This is a genomic window from Janthinobacterium sp. UMAB-56 (assembly GCF_900095265.1).
Lineage (GTDB): Bacteria > Pseudomonadota > Gammaproteobacteria > Burkholderiales > Burkholderiaceae_D > Janthinobacterium.
In genome coordinates, this window is record NZ_LT607652.1 from 118,747 (window position 1) to 139,708 (window position 20,962).

Consider the following 20,962-nt stretch of genomic DNA (forward strand, 5'->3'; position numbering starts at 1 on the left):
GCGGACGGAAAGTACGCGTAGGATACAACAAGGCGGAAAAGCGCGCTGTGGACGGGCACGCAAAAAACGGGCCGTAGCCCGTTGTATTGCTGCTTCAGTGCCGTGCGCGGGTCTTACTTGCGGCCGCTGCCTTTGCCGCCGCCCAGCATGTCGAGCTGTTTCGATGGCGTGCCCTTGTGCGCGACCTTGGATGCCGGCTTGGCGGCTGGCGCAGGCGTGTGCTGCACGGCGACCTTGGCCACGGTCTTGCCGGCAACGCTGGCCGGCTTGGCGACCGGTTTGCTTGAAGGAAACGGTTTCGCGTCCGGCTTTGCGGGGGCTGGCGCGGCCGCTTTCGCTGGCGCAGCGGCGGGCGCCGGTGCTGGCTTGGCCGCCGGCTTGGCTTCGACCGTTTTCACGGCGGGCTTGTCGGCGACCTTTTCGGCCACCTTGGCAGGCGCTGCCGCCGGCTTGGCTGCTGGCGCAGCAACAGCGGCGGGCTGGGCCACTTCGGCAGGTTTGGCGGCAACAGGTGCAGGTGCCGCTACTGGTGCCGCGGCAGGCGCAGGCGCAGCAACAGGTACGGGCACGGCCAGCGCTGGCTTGGCAGAGGCCGGGGCAGTTGCGACGACAGGGGCGGCCGCATCGAGGCGGGCCTTGGCCGAGGCCAGCAATTCAGCCTGGGTGCTCGAGGCGATGCCGAACAACTGGCGGCTGTACGCCAGCACGCTCTCGATGTTCGGCTGCGCCTGGCTGCTACTGTAGCTGAAGAAGTCGCGTGGGTCCTGCGTTACCAGCAGGTGCTGCGCCGTCTCTGCTGTCTGCGAGATGGCGGCCTTGCCTGCGTTCAGGTTCAGGGCGATGATTTTCTCGGCGCTTTCAAAGACTTTGCTGGTCAGGGTGCTGAAGATTTGCAGCTGGTTTTCCAGTTGCGATTTGGCGGCGCTGGAAATGTGTTCTGGAAGCGGAAACATATTTACTCCTTTGTACGGATTAAAATGCTGGCAAAACGCTCTGCAAAATCCCGAAAACCAGAGTTGGCCGCGTTTTGTAAAGTGGCTAGCGTGCTGAGTAACTGATCAGAGTCTGATTATGATGCAACGCAATATGAATATTCTAGCGGTGATTCGAGTTAGTTGAAAGTTATTTTATTCTGCCCATACGGCGTATGCTTGGCCTATTCATGCGCCCGGCAGCATTTGCAGGAAGTTTGCGCCCGCGCAAGGTGTTGTCAACGAATCTATGGCTATGCTTTTGCGAGTAGCTCCATTCGTGCACTGCAGCATCGCGGGATTGGGTGAGTAAAATGACAATCAAATGGAAGCACCAGACACCGTAATCAAGCGAAGGAGTGTCCGTATGGACTTAGTCATCCGCAATGCCAGCCTGCCCGACGGGCGCCGCAGCATCGATATCGCCATCGAGGGCGGCCGCATCGCGGCCGTCGGCCCCGCCTTGCCCGTGCAGGGCGCGCAAGAGATCGATGCCGCCGGCGACCTCGTCACGCCGCCGTTTGTCGACGCACACTTCCACATGGACGCCACGCTCAGCTACGGCTTGCCGCGCGTGAACGCCTCTGGCACCTTGCTCGAAGGCATCGCCCTGTGGGGCGAACTGAAGCCGCAGCTGACGCAGGACGCCCTGGTGGAGCGCGCCCTGCAGTATTGCGACTGGGCCGTGGCGCGCGGCTTGCTGGCCATCCGCTCGCACGTGGATATCTGCGACCCGCGCCTGCTGGCCGTCGAAGCGCTGCTCGACGTCAAGCGGCAAGTGGCGCCGTATCTCGATTTGCAGCTGGTGGCGTTCCCGCAGGACGGCATCTTGCGCAGTCCCGGCGCCTTCGACAATCTGAAGCGCGCCATTGCCATGGGCGTTGACGTGGTGGGCGGCATCCCGCATTTCGAGCGCACCATGGCCGACGGTGCCGAATCCGTGCGGCTGCTGTGTGAATTCGCCTGCGAGCGTGGCCTGATGGTGGACATGCATTGCGACGAGTCGGACGACCCGCTGTCGCGGCATATCGAAACCCTGGCCTTCCACAGCCAGCGCCTTGGCATGCAGGGCAGGGTGACGGGCTCGCACCTGACGTCCATGCACTCGATGGACAATTATTATGTGAGCAAGCTATTGCCCCTGATCCGCGAGGCGGGCGTGGCGGCCATTGCCAACCCCCTCATCAACATCACCCTGCAGGCGCGCCACGACACGTATCCGAAACGGCGCGGCATGACGCGCGTGCCCGAGATGCTGGCCGCCGGCATTCCCGTCGCCTTTGGCCACGACTGCGTGATGGACCCGTGGTACAGCCTGGGTTCTGGCGACATGCTGGAAGTGGCGCACATGGGACTGCACGTGGCGCAGATGACGGGCCAGCAAGCCATGCACGAGTGCTTCCTGGCGGTGACGGAAACGCCGGCGCGCATCCTGGGCCTGGACGGCTATGGCATCGCGCCTGGCTGTCATGCGGACTTGCTGATCCTCGATTGCGGCTCGACGGTGGAAGCGCTGCGCCTGCGCGCGGCGCGCCGCCTGGTGCTGCGGCGCGGGAAAATCGTCAGCGAGTCGCCGCGCGCCGGGGCTAGATTGCAACTGCCGGGCCGGCCCGAGACAGTCAATTTCCGCCTGGCGCGCTGATACAATCAGCCATCACTTGTTATCGGGAGCACCGTCTTGAAAGAAATTGATATCCGTCCGGCCAACGCAGCCGATTTCGACGCCATGTGGGCCATCTTCCAGGTCCTGGTGGCCGCTGGCGACACCTATACCTTCCCCGCCGATACCACGCGCGAAGAGTGCCACGCCTATTGGTTTGGCCCCGGCGTGCAAAGCTTTGTTGCCGTGATGGGCAGCGAGCGCCTGCTGGGCATGTACAAGCTGGTGGCGAACCAGCCGGGCCTTGGATCGCACGTGGCCAATGCCTCGTTCATGGTCGATCCGGCCGCGCAGGGCGTGGGCGTGGGCCGTCTTATGGGCGTGCACTGCATGGAGGAGGCGCGCCGCGCGGGCTACCTGGCGATGCAATTCAACTTTGTCGTCAGTACCAACCTGGCCGCCGTCACCTTGTGGAAAAAGCTGGGTTTCAGCGTTGTCGCTACCCTGCCGCTGGCCTACCGCCACGCGCAGCTCGGCTATGTGGACGCTTACGTGATGTACCAGCTACTGACCGACCCGATGCAGTGGCCGGCATGAGCGGCGCCATGGCAGAGTCGATCAGCGTCATCGAGACGCCCCGTTTGCGCCTGCGCACGGTCACGCCCGATGATGCGGCGTTCTACCTGGCGCTGGTCAACGAACCGTCATGGATCGCCAACATCGGCCAGCGCAATCTGCACACCGTGGTAGCTGCCCGCGCGGCCCTGGAGACGGGAGCGATGGCGCAGTTTCGCCAGCATGGTTATGCCTTCTGCATCGTCGAACGTCGCAGCGACGGCATCGCCATGGGCATCTGCGGCCTGATACTGCGCGCCAGCCTGCCCGGTCCCGACATAGGCTACGCTCTGCTGCCCGCTTATTGGGGCCAGGGCTATGCCTACGAGGCGGCTGCCGCCGTCATGCGCCATGCGCAGCATGTGTTGCGCCTGCCTACCGTGTACGGCATCACTTCGCAGCAGAACCAGGCGTCGATCAATTTGCTCAACAAGCTGGGCCTGCGCTTCGAGCGTTTCTCGCGCCTGCCACCCGATGGCAAGGAGACGAATATCTACCGCAAGGATTTTCGCCAGTTTTCGTAGTTTGAACGTCAACATTGAATAGACGAAGGAAGTAGATGGTCACAGGTAAAAAAGTCGTTCCACCACTCGAAGCTGTGCTAGCTGAATTGCAAGATTTAGCCATTCGGATAGCCAATGTTGACGCAGGTACTGATGCACGAAGTGTCAAAAAAATCCGTTTGGGACTAGAAAAAGCCGTGTCTGAGATCAAGACGACCACGGAAAGGTTGGACCCCGTTTGGCGTCCTGAGTCGATTTTCGATCCTTCCGATCCCAACACTGCCGGCCGGGTAGTGGCCTTGACTATGGTTGCGCAGGAAAGGCATTCGTTGGCGGCTATCCCTGAATTCTATGGTGCCGGGGTGTATGCGATCTACTATCGAGGTGATTTTTCACCTTACTTACCATTGAAAGATACGGATCATCCTATCTACGTGGGAAAAGCTGACCCTGACCGACAAGGTGCCAAGGATGCTGTAACTCAAGGAACAAAGTTATCGGCGCGACTCAATGAACATTCTCGCAGTATTCGAAAAGCAACTACTACACTGAAAATTGAAGATTTTGAATGTCGTTTTCTGATTGTGCAAAGCGGATATCAAAAGTCGGCCGAAGATTATTTGATCAACTTTTTTAAGCCGATCTGGAACTCTGAGACAAAGATTTGCTTTGGTCTTGGGAAGCATGGTGACAGTTCCGATACGCGTGTCAATAAACGGTCACCCTGGGATACCATGCATCCTGGACGGGAATGGGCGGATAGAACTTTTGAGAACCAGAAATCAATTGAGCTGATCAATGAGCAGATTGCTGGTCACTTGTCAATCCACACACCTTACACAGATGTCCATCAGATTTTTGAGCGAATCATGGCCGATATGCGTCAGATGAACCGAGAGCGGTTTTTTACTCCCGCAAAAGGTGGTGCTTTTTTCGAACAGGTAGCGACCGAGGTCATGCCCCCTTCAGAATAGCGGTGCGATTTTTGACTCAGATTTACTCTTCAAAATATGGCGGCGGGGCAGGGGCTTTGGGGGGCATCTCATGCACTTCCTGCCATGCTGGCGTCCTTTTTTACTCTCGCAGAAGCGCGCATACACCGCGCGCCATCACTGCCGCTAACTTTACAGGCACGGCGTTGCCTAGCTGACGCATGGTCTCAGACCATGTACCTTCAAATATGAAATTGTCAGGGAAGGTTTGAATGCGTGCTGATTCCCTCACAGTAAAATACCTGACTGAGCCGTCAGTGCGGCGTAGCATGTTTTCACCTCCAGGGACGCCATGGTCACCTGCTTTGAGTGCCTTTGCTGGTTCATCAACAGGACTTCCAGTATGCCCGGCATAAGCTCTCGCGCCTGGCTGAAAACGATGTGCTTGCACAAACTCCAATTCCTTTGTAGAGGATATCTCAGGGTCGGGAAGATCGGAGATAGCATCTCTGACGGTTTGCCAGGCAAGCATGTTTGCGCCGTGATCAGCAGCTAATATTTTTTGGATCTTTTTATCTATGCCCTCGGGCCGTGGCGGACGCTTTTTAGAAGCAATGCGGTGACGTTCCCAGTAGCTTCCGTTTGCCCATTTTGTCAGCACCAGCGCATCACTGCTATGTGTTTCTGCTGGGAAGTCCCAAGGTTTGTGAACATCAGCCCTGAAACCAACGAAAAAGATACGCATGCGCTTTTGAGGAACACCATAATTGGCTGCATTGACCAGACGGTGATACACATGATATTCGCTCGGCGCCCCCTTGGTCTTGTATGTTTGCAGCCTGACCAAGTGTTCTGTCCACAACTCTTTCGTTTTGACGATTTGTGAGGGAAATTCAAGTTGCAGCAGGATGTAGTTGAAGTAGTCGGCGAATGCCGCCCGTTTTAGACCTTGTACATTTTCGAAGGTAAACGCGCGCGGCCGGGCCTCTCGGACAGCACGTATCGCTTGCGGGAACATATCTCTCTCGTCGAGAAAGCCACCGTGCTTACCACCCATGGAAAAAGGTTGGCATGGTGGACCTCCGGTGATCAGATCGATATTGTTGTGATTTGTATATTTAAAATCACGTACGTCGCCTTCTATCACATCAGGCCAATGACTGATCGGTTCCACTTGCAGCAGTTTGTTATTGCGCAAGGTATTGCACGCGTGGCTGTTCCATTCGACAACCGCGCGATGCTGAACATCATTGCTGGAAAAACCAAGCGCCAGTCCTCCCGCCCCTGCGAATAATTCAATTGACTCAATGGTACGAGCATTTGTCACCAGCGTGTCTGACGGGACTAAGAGGGTGGGCGTGTTATACATGGTCATTTGCGGTGGATGAAACGCCGCTGCTTTTTCGGTACATTATTGAATCGATGTGGTGGATAGTAAGCTAGTACTGCATGGTGGCAACTACCAATCTCGTTTGCATGCGATGGTGTGTATGGCAACTTCTGTGTGGATACATTTACGTAGTGCAGCAGTATAAAGCAATGGACACAAGAGGAACAAACCGAAGGAGGTATCTGCACCCCCTATGCCTCAATGCCAAGCTCTCTTCAAGTCTCATTCTACTGTGTTTTTGTACAGTATTCAATGAACTCATTTGTTGTTACTCAAAGTACCCTTGAAAATGCCAGGAACGGAACTAATTCCGCAAGGTTTCATGGGTGCGTCATCGTTGACACTATAGGTCAACCATCGCGTAGCATAGTGATGGCACTGGTTAAAGGGAAAAATCCTGGGCCAGAGTTGTTGGTTCGAACACAGGGTTGAGCAGCAGGATATCTTGTTTGAAGTGTGAATCCTCGGACGAGATAGGACATCTTGGCTCTTGGCGATCCGCCTGCAGGCGAGGGATGGCTGAAAAAAAGTATTTAGAAAGCGGCGCCTTTTGTAGTGGTGATGCGCGGTCTTTGTTTTTATAGTTGACCTACCGGTGGAAAACCACCGGACTATAAAAATGGAGACGTGTTATGAAAATCATGACTGCTGTTGCATGGGGTGCCCTCATGTCCGCCGGGTTTGCCGACGCCTCGGCGCAAAGCTGCTCGGTACCCGTGCTCAAGGTGCTGGCGCAAAAAAGCCTGGGCCTGACTGTGATGGAAAAGACCCTTGCCGAGTATGAAAAGAAAAGCGGCACCAGGGTGCAAATCAGCTATTTCGGCGAGAACGACCGCCGCTCGAAAGCGCGCCTCGACGCTTCCACCAAGGCTGGCTCCTACCAGATCTATTACATCGACGAAGCCAACGTGGCCGAATTCGCCACGGCCGGCTGGGTCGTTCCGCTGCTCAAATACCTGCCCAAGGAGGCCGATTATGACGACTTCCTGCAGGGCCGCCGCGCTGTCGCCTCGTACAAGGGCGTGGCGTATTTCGCGCCCCTGATCGGCGGCAGCGACTTCCTGTTCTACCGCCGCGACCTGCTGGAAAAGGCCGGCATCGCCGTGCCCAAGACGCTCGATGAACTGGTCGCCGCCGTCAAGAAACTGAATAATCCACCGAACGTGTATGGCTGGGCGGCGCGTGGCCAGCGCGGTTCCGGCATGAATGTCTGGCGCTGGGCGCCGTTCATGCTTGCCGCCGGTGGCAAGTGGGAAAAGGACGGCGTGCCGGCCTTCAATTCGCCGCAGGCCGTCAAGGCGACCACGCTGTACCGCGAACTGTTCAAGTATTCGCCGCCCGGTGGCGCCACCTACGACTGGAGCAATGCGCTCGAAGCCTTCAGGTCGGGCAAGGTGGCGTTCATGATCGAGTCGACGCCATTCGCCGACTGGATGGAAGATCCGAAAAAATCCTCGGTGGTCGACAAGGTGGGGTATGCGCGCCCGCCATCGCCGCTGCCATCGGCCGCCTACGGCCATGGCCTGGCCATTTCCGCCACGGGCGCGAAGGATGAATGCACGCGCCAGGCTGCTGGAAAATTCATCGCCTGGGCAACAGGCAAGGAGCAGGAGCAGGCGCGCTTGAAGGATAACGTTTTCAGCGACTACAACCGCAGCAGCACCATCAACAGCGAGTACTTCCGCAAGCACGTCAAGCCACAGATCCAGGCGGGCCTGACGGACACCACGCCCGTCTCGCGCGTCACCATCTGGCCCAGCCCCGAGTGGCCGGACATCGGCGACAACCTTGGCGTGGTGCTCGAAGAAGTGTTTACGGGCACGCGCGACGACGTGCAGGGCGCGCTCGACGAAGCCAACGAGTACGCCACCGAAGTGATGCAACGGGCACAGAAAAGAAAGTAGTCCGCATGCCGTTTGGTCGCCGCCCGCCAGGGGGGCGGCCAGCTCCCCTGTGCCTGAAAGTCCGTTGCGAGAGTCTCCCTTATGCCGCATACCATCCGCAAGAAACGCCACACCTGGCTGCCGGCCGTGTTCCTCACGCTGCCGCTGCTGGTCCTGCTGATACTGGGCCTGGTGCCCAGCATCGCCGCCATCAACCTGGCCCTGCAAAACCGCGTGCTGCGCTACAGCGACAGCGAGTACGTCGGCTTTGCCAATTTTATCCGCCTGTTCGGCGACCGCCGCTTTCTCAATGCCGTGCAAGTGTCGGCCATCTGGGAAGTGGTCACCGTGGCCGGCTCGCTGATCGTCGGCGTGCTGCTTGCCGTGTTCCTGTTCGAGAGAATCAAGGGCCGTACGCGTGATCTTCTCGCGCTGCTGCTGATCGTGCCGGTGCTGCTGCCGCGCGTCTCGGCCGCCTTCATCTGGAAATTCATGTATTCGCCGCTGATGGGCATCCTCAACTGGCTGCTCGAATGCGTGGGACTGGGTGGCAGTGCCCTGCTGGCTGATCCCGCCACCGCCCTGTACGCGGTAGCCCTGGTCGACATCTGGCAGTGGGGCCTGTTCTTTGGCGCCGTCATCCTGAAGCTGCTCGAAACCCTGCCCGGCGAGCCGCTGGAAGCGGCGCGCCTCGATTACGCCAGTACCCTGCAGGTGTATGCCTACATCGCGCTGCCGATGCTGAAGGTGCCCATCATGAGCCTGGTGTTCATCAAGATGGTCGAGTCGCTGCGCTCTTTCGACCTGATCTACGTGATGACCAAGGGCGGCCCCGGCATTTCCACGGAAACCCTGGACATGTACGCGTATGCGCAAGGCATCGGCCTGATGGGCAAGGTGTCGTACGCGTCCAGCATGGCCGTGCTGATGATGCTGGCCACGACCGTCATCTTTACCCTGCTCTGGAAGCGAGTCGCCAAATGGGAAAATTAACTGTTACGCGCGGCCTAGGCGCCGTCACCACCACCGCCATCACCACCTTGATCGTCCTGGTGGCGCTGTTCCCCATCCTGTGGGCCGTGCTCAATTCCTTCAAGGAGTTGATGGATATCGTCACGCCCGTGCCGCGCTTTTTCTTCAGCCCGACACTGGCCAATTACAAGCAGGTCCTGGCCAGCCCGGAAGTGCTGACGGGCCTGGGCAACAGCGTGGCCATCGTTGGCGTGGCCGTGCTTGCCGGCGCCGTGCTGGGCGTGCCGGCCGCGTATGCGATCGCCCGCTATCCGATCCCGGCCAAGAAGGATATCCAGTTCTTCCTGCTCTCCTTGCGCTTCTTGCCGCCGGTGGCGGTGGCCATTCCGCTGATTTCGATCTGGATCGACCTGGGGCTGTATGACTCGCGCCTGTCGATGGTGGTGACGTATCTGCTGGTGACCCTGTCGACCATCATCTGGCTGTCGATCCCCGCGTTTGCCCGCATCCCGAAGGAGATCGAGGAGGCGGCCGCGCTGGACGGTTACGGCCCCTACCAGGTGTTCTGGCACGTGGCCCTGCCAGTAGCCTCGAAGACCCTGATGGGCGGCATCGTCTTCAGCTTCGTGCTGGTCTGGAATGAACTGATGATCGCGCTGGCGCTCACCTCGTCGAAAAGCATGACCCTGCCCGTGGTGGCGTCAGCATTTACATCGATGGGCCAGGAAGTGCCGTGGGGCGTGGTGAACGCGTCCACCGTGCTGCTGGCACTGCCGCCGCTGCTCTTCGTCGGCATCCTGGGACGCCTGCTCAACTCCATGCTTAAACATAAATAAGGAAGACTCTCATGCAAGCTCTCGTACTGGAACAAGCGCATTCCATCACCTTGCGCGATATCGACATGCCACTCGTCGTCGGCCCGCGCGACGTGAAGATCAAGATTCACACGGTGGGCATCTGCGGCAGCGATGTGCACTATTTCAAACACGGCAAGATCGGCTCTTTCGCCGTCGAAGCACCGATGGTGCTGGGCCACGAGGCTTCCGGCGTGGTGGCTGAAGTGGGCGCCGAAGTCACGCACCTGCAGGTGGGTGACCGTGTCTGCATGGAGCCTGGCGTGCCGCAGTTCGATTCGCCCGCCACCATGCGCGGCCTGTACAACCTGGACCCGGCCGTGCGCTTCTGGGCCACGCCGCCCATCCACGGCTGCCTCACGCCCTACGTGGTGCACCCGGCTTCGTTCACCTTCAAGCTGCCGGACAATGTCAGCTTCGGCGAAGGTGCCATCGTCGAGCCGCTGGCCATCGGCCTGCAGGCGGCCAAGAAGGCGGCCATCAAGCCGGGCGACGTGGCCGTGGTGATCGGCGCCGGCACCATCGGCGCCATGAATGCGCTGGCAGCGCTGGCGGGCGGCTGCTCGCGCGTCATCCTGGCCGACCTGGTGCCGGAAAAGCTGGCCCTGTTCGCCGCCAATCCGGCCGTCACCACGGTTAATATACGTCAGGCGAATTTGCTTGATACCGTGCGCGAACTGACCGATGGCTGGGGCGCCGACATCGTCTTCGAAGCCAGCGGCAGCATGCGCGCCTACGACAACATCATCGACTTGCTGTGCCCTAACGGCTGCCTGGTACTGGTCGGCATGCCGCCCGAGAACGTCCCTTTTGACATCGTCGCCATCCAGGCCAAGGAAGTGCGCATCGAATCGGTCTTCCGCTATGCGAACATCTTCCCGCGCGCCATCGCCTTGCTGGCCTCGGGAAAGATCGACGTCAAGCCCTTCATTTCGCGCACCTTCGGCTTTGCCGACGGCGTGCAGGCGTTCGAGGAAGCGGCCCAGGGCCACCCGCGCGACGTCAAGATTCAGATCGAGCTGGCTTGAGCCGGCCATCACGAAAACCGGAGACAAGACCATGGCAAATATCGCTTGCAGGCAGCTGCACAAGACCTATGACCAGAAGACGGCCGTGCTGCAGCCGTTCGACCTGGAGATAGACGACGGCGAATTCATCGTCCTGCTGGGACCATCGGGCTGCGGCAAGTCCACCCTGCTGCGCATGATCGCGGGACTGGAAGACATCAGCGGCGGCGAGCTGCTGATCGGCGGCGCCGTCGTCAACGACTTGCCGCCGCGCGCGCGCAACGTGGCGATGGTGTTCCAGAACTATGCGCTGTACCCGCACATGACGGTGTACGACAATATCGCCTTTGGCCTGCGCCGCCTGAAGGTGCCGCAGGACGAGATCGAACGCCGCGTGCGCGAAGTGGCGGCCATCCTCAGTCTGGACAGCCTGCTTGAGCGCAAGCCGCGCGCCATGTCGGGCGGCCAGCAGCAGCGCACCGCCATCGCGCGCGCCATGATCAAGACGCCGCAGGTGTTCCTGTTCGACGAACCGCTGTCGAACCTGGACGCCAAGCTGCGCGCGCAGCTGCGCGCCGACATCAAGCGCTTGCACCGGCGCCTGCGCACCACCACCCTGTACGTGACGCACGACCAGCTCGAGGCGATGACCCTGGCCGACCGGGTGGTGCTGATGAAGGGAGGGCATATCGAGCAGATCGGCACACCGGCCGAACTGTACAACCATCCGCGCACCCTGTTCGCGGCCGGTTTCATCGGCACGCCGGCCATGAACTTCATCGATGGCGTCATCGAGAAAGCGGACGGGCAAACCTTGCTGGCCTGCGCCGGCTACCGCTGGCCACTGGTTTCGCCCCGTTTTACAGGCTTGCCGGCAGGCGCGCGCGTGGTCTTCGGCCTGCGTCCGAACCACTTGCGCGCGGCCACGCCGCAGGAGCAGCGGGAGCCGCAGGCAGGTATCCACGGCCTGGCGTGCGTGATCGACCTGGTGGAGCTGCTGGGTGCGGAAGCGCTGATCAGTTTCCAGTGCGGCGCCTTGAGCCTGTCGGCCCTGCTGCCGGCGAATGCGGCCAACAGCGCGGCGCAGGTGGGGCAGACGCTGGCGCTGGCCTTCGACGAGGAGCACATGCACCTGTTCGATGCCGACAGCGGCCTGGCCCTGGCGGCAAGTGCCTAGCCAAGTGGTTAGAATAGCTAGCACCGAGACCGTGCAAGGGAATTGCCGTGACGCCTGACCTGGAACTGATCCACAAACCGATACACGAATCGTTTCGCGCGTGGGCGCACGGCTATCCGCACGCGGTGGCGAAATGGCATTTTCATCCCGAGTACGAGCTGCACATCATCACCACGTCGACAGGGAAGTTCTTTGTCGGCGACCATATCGGCAGCTACGCGCCGGGCAACCTGGTGCTGACGGGGCCGAATTTGCCGCACAACTGGGTCAGCGAGCTGGCCGAAGGCGTGAGCTTGCCCGCACGCGACCTGGTGCTGCAATTTTCCAGCGACTTCATCGACCGCTGCGCGCTGCTGTTCCCGGAGATGGCGCCCCTGAAAAACCTGCTGGGCGAAGCCGGCAGGGGCTTGCAGTTTCCCGATGCGCTGGGCCTGCGCCTGGCGCCGCTGATGGCCGAGCTGACGACGGCGCAGGGGCCGCGCCGCGTGGAACTGTTCGCGCGGCTGTTCGGCGAGCTGTGTGACTGCCGCGAGCGGCGCCCGCTGGCCAGCGTGACGTACCTGGCGCAGGCGGGGCGCTACATGTCGTCGACCATCAACCTGGTGCTGGCCTACATCAAGCAAAACATCACCCTCGATTTCTGCGAGCAGGACGTGGCCGACGTGGCGGAAATGAATACCTTGAAATTCACGCGCTTCTTCCGCAAGCACACGGGCACCTCCTTCATTCATTACGTCAACCAGGAACGCATCGCGCTCGCCTGCGACCTGCTGATGAACACGGACATGAAGGTGACCGACATCTGCTACCGCACGGGCTTTAACAATCTCTCCAATTTCAACCGCCAGTTCCTGGCGCACAAGCAGATGTCGCCGTCGAAGTTCCGCTCCTGCCTGCACCTGAACATGCCCGAGTCGTTCCCCTGACGGTCGGCTTCAACCACTTTTCATACATGGAATTATCGTGACATATCTCGGTATCGATATCGGCACCTCCGAAGTCAAGGCCATCCTCACCGATGACGCGCAAACCATCCTCGCCAGCAGCGGCGTGAGCCTGCGCGTGGCCAGCCCCCATCCCGGCTGGTCCGAGCAGAATCCCGAAGACTGGTGGCATGCCACCCTGGACGTGATCGCGGCCATCCGCAGCGCCCAGCCGGTGGCGTTTTCCGGCTTGCGCGGCATCGCCTTGTCGGGCCAGATGCATGGCGCGACCCTGCTCGACAAGCAGCAGCACGTGCTGCGCGCGGCCATCCTGTGGAACGATACGCGCGCGTTTGCCGAATGCGTGGAACTCGAAGCGCTGGTGCCAGAGTCGCGCGCCATCACGGGCAACCTGGCCATGCCCGGTTTCACGGCGCCCAAGCTGCTGTGGCTGCAAAAGTACGAGCCGTCGCTGTTCCGCGCCATTAGCAAGGTCTTGCTGCCCAAGGATTACGTGGCGCTGCGCCTGACGGGCGACTGTGTTTCCGACATGTCCGACGCGTCCGGCACCTTGTGGCTGGACGTGGCGAAACGCGACTGGTCCGAGCGCATGCTGGCCGCCACGGGGCTGGGACGCGAGCATATGCCGCGCCTGGTTGAAGGCAGCCACGCGGCCGCGCAGGTGCGCCCGGCGCTGTGCCAGGAATGGGGTATCGCGCATGCGGTGCTGCTGGCAGGCGGCGCGGGGGATAACGCGGCCGCCGCCGTGGGCCTGGGCGTGGTGGAGCCGGGTGCCGGCCTGCTATCGCTGGGAACTTCGGGCGTGCTGTTCGCCGGCAGCGATGGCTACGCGCCCAATCCGGGCCAGGGCGTGCATGCGTTCTGCCATTGCCTGCCCGGGCGCTGGCACCAGATGAGCGTGATCCTCAGCGCCGCGTCCAGCCTCAGTTGGGTGGCGCGGCTGACGCAGTCCCACGATATCGGCGCATTGGTAGCGCTGGCCGAAGGTGTCGAGGCGCGCACGGCGCCGCTGTTCCTGCCTTACCTGAGCGGCGAGCGCACGCCGCACAACGACGCCACGGCACGCGGCGTGTTCTTCGGCCTGTCGACGGAACACGGTCACGCGGAACTGGCCTACAGCGTGATGGAGGGCGTGGCCTTTGCCATGGCCGACGGCAATGCTGCCCTGCGCAGCGCCGGCACGCGGCTGGAAGAAGCGTCGTTCGTGGGCGGCGGCTCGCGCAGCCGCTTCTGGGCGCAGCTGTGCGCGAATGCGTCGGGCTTGAACGTGCTGCGCCACGACCATGGCGTGGCAGGCGGCACCTTGGGCGCGGCGCGCCTGGCACAGATGGCGGTGACGGGCTTGCCGCCCGCGCAGCTGTGTACCCGCCCGCCCGTGCAGGAAACGGTGGCGCCGCAAGCGTCCGGCGTGCTCGATGAGCGCCTGGCGCGCTATCGGCGTTTGTATCCGCTGCTGCGCGAAGAGTTCGCGGGTGCTGCTGCGGCGGCGCGCTGACGCCACCGGCAAGATTGCCTGCCTGATCATGCTGCGGGCGCCGCAGTATGGCCAGGAAGTCAATCTTTTCGTGTAATTTGTTGTTTCTATGTTGAAAGTGTTTCGCTATAGAAAGTGCTGCTTGGTTTTTCACGGGGCGCGCTGCATGATTTCTCCATTTGGTGAGAATTGGATAGTTTTGGCGGCGCCTTTGTTGCCATCCTGTTCTTACCGCAGGGAGAAATACATGCAACTCGCGAATCTGAAAATCTCCGTCCGACTGGGTCTGTTGGGCGCCTTCTTTTTTCTTGCGCTGGTGTTCGTTGGCGCGCGCGGCTGGAGCGCGCTCGACGCGGCCAGTGCGCGCAGCACGGACGCCATGCAACGCGCCGTGGCCCTGACGGAAGCGGTGGATGCGGCGCGCAGCGCGCAGGTTGAATTCAAGATTCAGGTGCAGGAATGGAAAAACATCCTGCTGCGCGGCGGCGATGCGGCCGCTTTCCAGCGCTACCGCGAAGCCTTCGTCACCAGCGGCGCGCAGACGCGCAAGGAATTGCAATGCCTGCAGTCTATGATGGGGGCGCTGAAGCTCGACCCGGCGCCTGTGGAGCAGGCGCTGCGGGCGCACGATGCACTGGGCGTGAGCTACCTGGCGGCGCTGCAAAAGTATGATGGCGCGCGCGCCGACAGCGCCCAGACCGTCGATGCGCTGGTCAAGGGCATGGACCGCGAACCGACGCGCCAGATCGACGCCATCGTAGCCATCATCGGCAAGCAGTCGCACGGACTGATGGCGCAGATGAAGGAGCAGGACGCGGCCGCGCACCGCAGCGCCAGCATCGCCATGCTGGCCACCGTGCTGCTGACCCTGGTCGTCGGCAGCGCCACCGTATGGTGGCTGAGCCGCAGCATCACCGTGCCGCTGGGCGCGGCCGTCGGCATCGCCCAGCAGGTGGCGGCAGGCGACTTGCGCGCCGTGGTGGCCGACAGCAGCCGCGATGAAATCGGCGATCTGCTGCGCGCTTTAAAAGCGATGAGCGGCAATCTGGCCGCCATCGTGGGACGGGTGCGCGCCGGCACGGACGCCATCGCCACGGCGTCCGGTGAAATTGCCAGCGGCAACATGGACCTGTCTTCGCGCACGGAAGAGCAGGCCAGCTCGCTGGAAGAAACGGCCGCCTCGATGATCGAGCTGACGTCCACCGTGCGGCAGAATAACGAGAACGCCGACCAGGCGCGCCAGCTGGCCGGCGGCGCGTCCGACGTGGCGCAGCGGGGCGGTGCAGCCGTGGCGCAGGTGGTGCAGACCATGAGCCATATCAATGCATCGTCGAAGCGCATCGTCGACATCATCGCCGTCATCGACGGCATCGCCTTCCAGACGAATATCCTGGCCCTGAATGCGGCCGTGGAAGCGGCGCGCGCGGGCGAGCAGGGACGCGGTTTTGCCGTCGTGGCAACCGAGGTGCGCAGCCTGGCGCACCGCTCCGCCGCAGCGGCCATGGAAATCAAGCAGCTGATCGGGGAATCCGTGCGCACGGTGGAAGAGGGCAGCGTGCTGGCCGGCCAGGCAGGGCGCACGATGGATGAGGTGGTGAGCAGCGTGCAGCGCGTCAACGCCATCATCGGCGAGATTGCCGTGGCCAGCGTGGAGCAGCGCGACGGCATCGAGCAGATCAGCATCGCCATCAGCCAGATGGATGGCGTGACGCAGCAGAACGCGGCCCTGGTGGAGCAGGCTGCCGCCGCCGCAGATGCACTGCAGCAGCAGGCGGCCAGCCTGGCCGACGCCGTCAGCATCTTCAAGCTGCACGGGGCGCCCGGCGCGGCCGTACCGGTAGAGGCCGCGCTGGCGCGGACGCTGTCGCTGGCCTGAAGCAGGCTTGGAACGCGCCGCTTGACACCAGTCAAGCGGCGCCCGATCAGGCAAACATCGCGCCGAAATTCTTATACTATTTCCTTTCCGCATGTATCTGCGCCCGGCCGCATGGCGCGCGTTGCAAAGGAAAACCATGTTTCCCATTTTCCGCCTGCCGGGTGACGCATGACGGCGCTGCTGCTGGCATTGTGCCTGACCCTCACCCTGGCCGTGATGCTGAGCGTGCTGCTGGCCTGCCAGTGGCAGGCGGCGCAGGCGCAGCGTATGGCAGATGCGCTGGCGCTGCTGCATGCCTTGCCGGCGGCCGTCATCGGCACCGACCGCGATGGCGTGGTGCGGTACCTGAATCCCCGCGCCAGCGCCATGGGCGGGCGGCTGGGCGACGATGGCCTGGGCCAGCCCGTGACGCAGCTGCTGCCGCTGTTCCATGACGGTATGCCCATCGATGCGGCGCGCCAGGTGCGCGACTGCATGGCGCGCCAGGAAGTGCTGGAGGTGGTGCGCGGCGCCGTGCTGCTGCGCCATTTCGATGGCAAGCGCATCGACGTGCAGTACAGCTGCGCGCCGCTGGCGCAGGGCGGCGCGGTGCTGCTGCTGCACGATGTGTCGGCGCGCCGGCGCGCCGAGCAGCAGCTGGAATTCATCGCCCACCACGATGGCTTGACGGGGCTGCCGAATCGCCTGCATTTCCAGATCCGCTTCGAGCACGGCATTGCTTACGCGCGCCGCCACCAGGGTTTGCTGGCGGTACTGTTCGTCGACATCGACCGCTTCAAATCCATCAACGACAGCCTGGGGCACGACGTGGGCGACCAGGTGCTGACGGAGTTCGCGCGCCGGGTGCAGCAGTGCGTGCGCAAGGTCGATACGGTGGCGCGCCAGGGCGGCGACGAATTCATCATCCTGCTGACGGAATTGCGCACGGCGCACGATGCCGAGCGGGTGGCCGAGAAAATCGTCGGCGCCATCGCCGCGCCCTTCGTCATCGGCGAATACAGCCTGTCGGTGGCGGCCAGCGTGGGCATGGCCCTGTACCCGGATGACGACGACGACGTCAATGCGCTGATCGAAAAGGCCGACCTGGCCATGTATGCGGCCAAGCGCCACGCGCCCGGTACCTGCCTGCGTTACGCGCCGCGCATGCAGACACAGTCGTATTCGCGCACCATCCTCGAGACGGCGCTGCGCCACGCACTCGAACGCCAGGAGTTCGTGCTGTACTACCAGCCGCGCATGGACTTGAAGACGCGCAGGATCACGGGCGTGAAGGCGCTGCTGCGCTGGAAGCACCTGGAGCTGGGCCTGATGATGCCGCTCGATTTCTTGCCGGTGCTGGAAGAAAGTGCCTTGATCCTGCCGGTGGGGGCGTGGGTGATGGCCACGGCGGTGGAACAGGCGCGCAGCTGGATCGCGCAGGGGCAGATGCTGACGGTGTCCGTCAGTCTGTCGGCGCGCCAGTTTTACCAGCGCGATATCGCGCGCAATGTCGCCGCCGCGCTGGAGGCGGCCGGCGTGCCGGGGCATTGCATCGAGCTGGAAATCGCCGCCGGCATCTTGATCGAGCGCAACCAGAACTGCGAACTGATATTGCGCCAGTTCCGCCAGTTGGGCATGGAGATCGCCATCAGCGATTTCGGCACGGGCGACGCATCGTTCAACTACCTGAAACGCTTTCCCACGGATGCCGTGAAGATCGAAAAGTGCTTCGTCGACGACCTGGGCAAGCCTGGCGGCGACGGCGCCATGGTGCGCGCCATCGTGGCGATGGCGCGCACGCTCGGATTGCGCAGCATCGCTGGCGGCGTGGAAAGCGGCGAGCAGCTGGAACTGCTGGCCGAGATGGGCTGCGACGAGGCGTTTGGCTACTACCTGGGCCACGCCATGGCGCCCGAGGATATCGAGGTGCTGCTCAAAAGTAGTGAAGTCATTCAGAACTGATAGCGCAGCGACAGCATGGCGTTGCGCGGATCGCCGTAGTAGCCGCCCATGCCCGTCGAGTAGTACTTCTTGTCGAAGACGTTATTCACGTTCAGGGTCGCCACCAGCTGCGCACTGACCTGGTACTGGGCCAGCAGTCCCGCCACCGCATACGCCTTTTGCGTGAAGCGTTCGCCATTCGGCCCGCGGTCATCCATGTAGATATCGCTCTGCCAGTTCACGCCGCCGCCCAGCACCAGGCCAGGCACGCCCTGCGCCAGGCGCCAGGTGGTCCACAGCTTGGCCATGCCCTGCGGCTGGCTGGTCTGGATGCGCGCGCCGGCCGCATTGCGGATGCGGCTATAGGCATAGCTGGCCGTCAGCTGCCAGTCTGGACGCAGCTGGCCCGATACTTCCGCTTCGACGCCGCGCGTGGTGGCGCCCTTGACCGTGTGGTAGGCGTAGGAACCGCCGCCCGTGCCGATGATCCAGACATTGCCCGGATCGGCTTCGGCCAGGTTTTCCTGCTTCAGCTGGAAGACGGCGGCGCTGGTGGTGAGCTTGCCGCCGAAGAATTCGCCCTTGGCGCCCACTTCGTAGTTCTTGCCTTCCAGCGGCGCCAGGAAGCGGCTGTTGACGTCGCGCTGGCTTTGCGGCGTGAAGATGCTGGTGTAGCTGGCGTAGGCCGACCATTGCCGGCCCAGGTCGTAGACGAGGCCCGCATACGGCGTGATCTTGCCGTTTTCGCGCATCGCATCGTACAGGTCCGCGTCATTGAAATAATCGCTGCGGATATCGCGCTTCCAGTACGACAGGCGCGCACCAAAAATCACCGACAGCGCGTCCGTCGGGCGCAGGCGCAGGGTCGAATACAGGCCGCTTTCTCGTTCCTTGTCGTATGAACTGCCCAGGCGCGTGCCGCTGTAGTCGGGCACCGGCATGGCGCCATTCCAGGCGTGGATATCCGGCACCGTGTAGTCATAGCCATCGAGGCGCCAGCCCGGATAGATGGGGCTATTTGTCTTGAGTTCCGAGGTGCTTACGCCCAGCACCAGTTCATGCTGGCGGCCGAAGGCCTGGAACGGGCCGCTGACATAGGCGTCGAGCGAGGTCTGTTGCGGCTTGCTGTGCCAGTTGGCCAGCCACAGCCGCATGCCGCCGCCCGTCACGCGGTCAGGGTAGCCATTGCCGGAAAAACCCTGCAAGGCATCGTACTGGTTGCTGCTGCGGCTGACGGCCACCTTGGCGATCCAGTCGTTGTCGAAATAGTGGTCGAGCGTGGCGAACAGCATGCTTTGTTCGCGCTCGTACGTGCTCCACGCGGCCGTGCCGTTCATCGAGCGGGGGAAGCGGGTCTGCGCGCCGTCGGCATAGAACATGGGGAAGTCGCGGCCCGCGCCCTTGAGCTTTTCGTTCTGGTAGTTGATGCCGGCGCTGAGCACTGTCGATGGCGTCAGGTCCGCTTCGACGATGGCGTACAGCACGTTCTTTTTCTGCTGGTAGCGGTCGATGAACGAGCGCTGGTCTTCATGCGCTGCGACGAGGCGCGCGCGCACCTTGCCGTCTGCCGTCAATGGCGTCGAGACATCGCCTTCGATGCGGTAACGGTCCCATGATCCCATCTGCGCGCCGGCCGTGGCGGCAAAGCTGCGGCCCGGACGCTTGCGCACCAGGTTGACGGCCGCCGACGGGCTGCCCGTGCCGCTGATCAGTCCCGTGGCGCCGCGGATGATTTCGACGCGGTCGTAGATGGCCATGTCATAGGTGCGCGCTTCCAGGTTCTTGCTGGTCGGGATGCCATCGAACATGTATGACGTTACTTCAAATCCGCGTGAAAACACCTGGTCGTATTCGCGCGTGCTCGACGAATGGTCAACCGTGATGCCGGGCGCCTGTAGCAGCACATCCTGCAAGGTACGCAAGCCCTGGTCGTCGATCTGCTGGCGCGTGATGACGCTGACGGCTTGCGGCGTTTCGCGCAGCGACAGGTTCAAACGCGTGGCGCTGGTCAGGCCCGCGTAACCGCGCTTGCCTTCCGTGGTGCCGTCGCGCAGGGCGCTGGAACTGACGGCCACTTCGCCCAGGGTGGCGGCAATCGGCGCGCCGGTCGATGCAGTGCCCGCTTTGCGCAGCACGTAGCTGCGCTCCCCGCTGGGCAGTGCAGCGAGGCCCGTGCCGGCCAGCAGGCGGGCCAGTGCCTGCGGCACCGTGTAGCTGCCGCTCAAGCCTGGCGTGCGCACGCCTTGCAGCAGTTCTGCCGCCGCGCCCACGCTGACTTTTGCCTCGATGGCAAAGCTGGCGATGGCGGCTGACAGCTCGCCCGGCGGCACGCTGAAGCCGATTTGCGTGCTGGCTGGGGCGGTGTCGGAAGCTGCCGCCATGGCCGGCCCCTGCGCCAGCGACAGCAGGATCACGGCGCTGCCGACGGCGCGCGCGAGGGGAGTCAAACGGGGTGGGTGCATGGTCTGGCCTTTCCGGTGGAGTGTGGTTGAAGAGAGCGTTGCAAAATATCGTTGCAATACTCACAGGACAGGCCATGCTGAAAAAAAGGGCCAACTTTTATAAACTATTTTTTGCGGGCCGTGAGGGTGACCCAGTATTGGCTGCGGTATAGCACGTCGATGGGCAGCATGCGCGCCAGGCTTTCCAGCACGGTGTCCGTGTCGTCGAGCTGGAAGGCGCCCGTCAGGCGCAAGCCCGCCACTTGCGGCTCCACGCGCAGCAGGCCGGGGCGGTAGCGTGACAGCTCAAAGGCGAACGCATCGAGGCGCATGTCCTGCGCGACCAGCATGCCGCGCGCCCACGCATCGGCTTGCGGCGGCGCCGGCGCGGGCAGGCTGGCGT

General features: G+C 62.3%; 15 protein-coding genes and 2 pseudogenes. 13 read left to right on the forward strand and 4 right to left on the reverse strand.

The window, feature by feature from the left end; translation table 11 throughout:
• Window positions 1–113 precede the first annotated feature (113 nt).
• Window positions 114–953, reverse strand: a complete 840-nt coding sequence (locus K0F85_RS03570) for a phasin family protein (protein ID WP_219114591.1) — start codon at window positions 951–953, stop codon at window positions 114–116.
• Window positions 954–1,338: 385 nt separating this feature from the next.
• Between K0F85_RS03570 and K0F85_RS03575 the strand changes: the two genes are divergently transcribed.
• Genes K0F85_RS03575 through K0F85_RS03590 form a run of 4 tightly spaced genes read left to right on the forward strand, consistent with a single transcriptional unit; the run spans window position 1,339 to window position 4,663 of the window.
• Window positions 1,339–2,613, forward strand: coding sequence for an amidohydrolase family protein (locus tag K0F85_RS03575; RefSeq protein ID WP_219114592.1), 1,275 nt, complete (start codon window positions 1,339–1,341; stop codon window positions 2,611–2,613).
• Between the two features lie 36 nt (window positions 2,614–2,649).
• Window positions 2,650–3,168 (forward strand): GNAT family N-acetyltransferase, encoded by a 519-nt coding sequence (locus K0F85_RS03580; RefSeq protein ID WP_219114593.1) that lies wholly within the window; start codon window positions 2,650–2,652, stop codon window positions 3,166–3,168.
• Between the two features lie 8 nt (window positions 3,169–3,176).
• Complete coding sequence (locus tag K0F85_RS03585) at window positions 3,177–3,710, forward strand: GNAT family N-acetyltransferase (RefSeq protein ID WP_257572505.1); 534 nt, start codon at window positions 3,177–3,179, stop codon at window positions 3,708–3,710.
• Window positions 3,711–3,745: 35 nt separating this feature from the next.
• Entirely contained in the window at window positions 3,746–4,663 is a 918-nt protein-coding gene (locus K0F85_RS03590; RefSeq protein ID WP_219114595.1) for an Eco29kI family restriction endonuclease, read from the forward strand.
• Between the two features lie 100 nt (window positions 4,664–4,763).
• Here the strand turns inward: K0F85_RS03590 and K0F85_RS03595 are convergent, their stop codons facing one another.
• Window positions 4,764–5,990: a DNA cytosine methyltransferase gene (locus tag K0F85_RS03595; RefSeq protein ID WP_219114596.1), complete on the reverse strand. Its 1,227-nt coding sequence runs from the start codon at window positions 5,988–5,990 to the stop codon at window positions 4,764–4,766.
• 653 nt (window positions 5,991–6,643) lie between these two features.
• On the opposite strand from K0F85_RS03595, the gene K0F85_RS03600 reads away from it, so the two are divergent.
• From K0F85_RS03600 to K0F85_RS03640, 9 genes and pseudogenes are all read left to right on the forward strand, one after another.
• Window positions 6,644–7,915, forward strand: coding sequence for a sugar ABC transporter substrate-binding protein (locus K0F85_RS03600; protein WP_219114597.1), 1,272 nt, complete (start codon window positions 6,644–6,646; stop codon window positions 7,913–7,915).
• 81 nt (window positions 7,916–7,996) lie between these two features.
• Window positions 7,997–8,887: a carbohydrate ABC transporter permease gene (locus tag K0F85_RS03605; protein WP_219114598.1), complete on the forward strand. Its 891-nt coding sequence runs from the start codon at window positions 7,997–7,999 to the stop codon at window positions 8,885–8,887.
• Entirely contained in the window at window positions 8,875–9,702 is an 828-nt protein-coding gene (locus K0F85_RS03610; protein ID WP_219114599.1) for a carbohydrate ABC transporter permease, read from the forward strand. The genes K0F85_RS03605 and K0F85_RS03610 overlap by 13 nt, the downstream gene beginning before the upstream one ends.
• An 11-nt stretch (window positions 9,703–9,713) precedes the next feature.
• On the forward strand, window positions 9,714–10,748 hold the full coding sequence (locus K0F85_RS03615; protein WP_219114600.1) for an NAD(P)-dependent alcohol dehydrogenase: 1,035 nt from the start codon (window positions 9,714–9,716) through the stop codon (window positions 10,746–10,748).
• Window positions 10,749–10,779: 31 nt separating this feature from the next.
• Window positions 10,780–11,880: pseudogene (locus tag K0F85_RS03620) on the forward strand (ABC transporter ATP-binding protein); the annotation flags it as partial.
• A gap of 71 nt (window positions 11,881–11,951) precedes the next feature.
• Window positions 11,952–12,830, forward strand: a complete 879-nt coding sequence (locus K0F85_RS03625) for an AraC family transcriptional regulator (protein ID WP_219114602.1) — start codon at window positions 11,952–11,954, stop codon at window positions 12,828–12,830.
• Window positions 12,831–12,867: 37 nt separating this feature from the next.
• The gene (gene xylB, locus K0F85_RS03630; protein ID WP_219114603.1) at window positions 12,868–14,343 is read left to right on the forward strand and encodes a xylulokinase; all 1,476 of its coding nucleotides are present in this window, start codon (window positions 12,868–12,870) and stop codon (window positions 14,341–14,343) included.
• Between the two features lie 226 nt (window positions 14,344–14,569).
• Window positions 14,570–16,198, forward strand: coding sequence for a methyl-accepting chemotaxis protein (locus K0F85_RS03635; protein WP_219114604.1), 1,629 nt, complete (start codon window positions 14,570–14,572; stop codon window positions 16,196–16,198).
• Between the two features lie 168 nt (window positions 16,199–16,366).
• Complete coding sequence (locus K0F85_RS03640; protein ID WP_219114605.1) at window positions 16,367–18,139, forward strand: bifunctional diguanylate cyclase/phosphodiesterase; 1,773 nt, start codon at window positions 16,367–16,369, stop codon at window positions 18,137–18,139.
• On the opposite strand, the gene K0F85_RS03645 is transcribed toward K0F85_RS03640, so the two are convergent.
• Window positions 18,130–20,580 (reverse strand): TonB-dependent receptor, encoded by a 2,451-nt coding sequence (locus tag K0F85_RS03645; RefSeq protein WP_219114606.1) that lies wholly within the window; start codon window positions 20,578–20,580, stop codon window positions 18,130–18,132. The genes K0F85_RS03640 and K0F85_RS03645 overlap by 10 nt on opposite strands.
• A 104-nt stretch (window positions 20,581–20,684) precedes the next feature.
• Window positions 20,685–20,962, reverse strand: a pseudogene (locus K0F85_RS03650) (Fe2+-dicitrate sensor, membrane component); the annotation flags it as partial.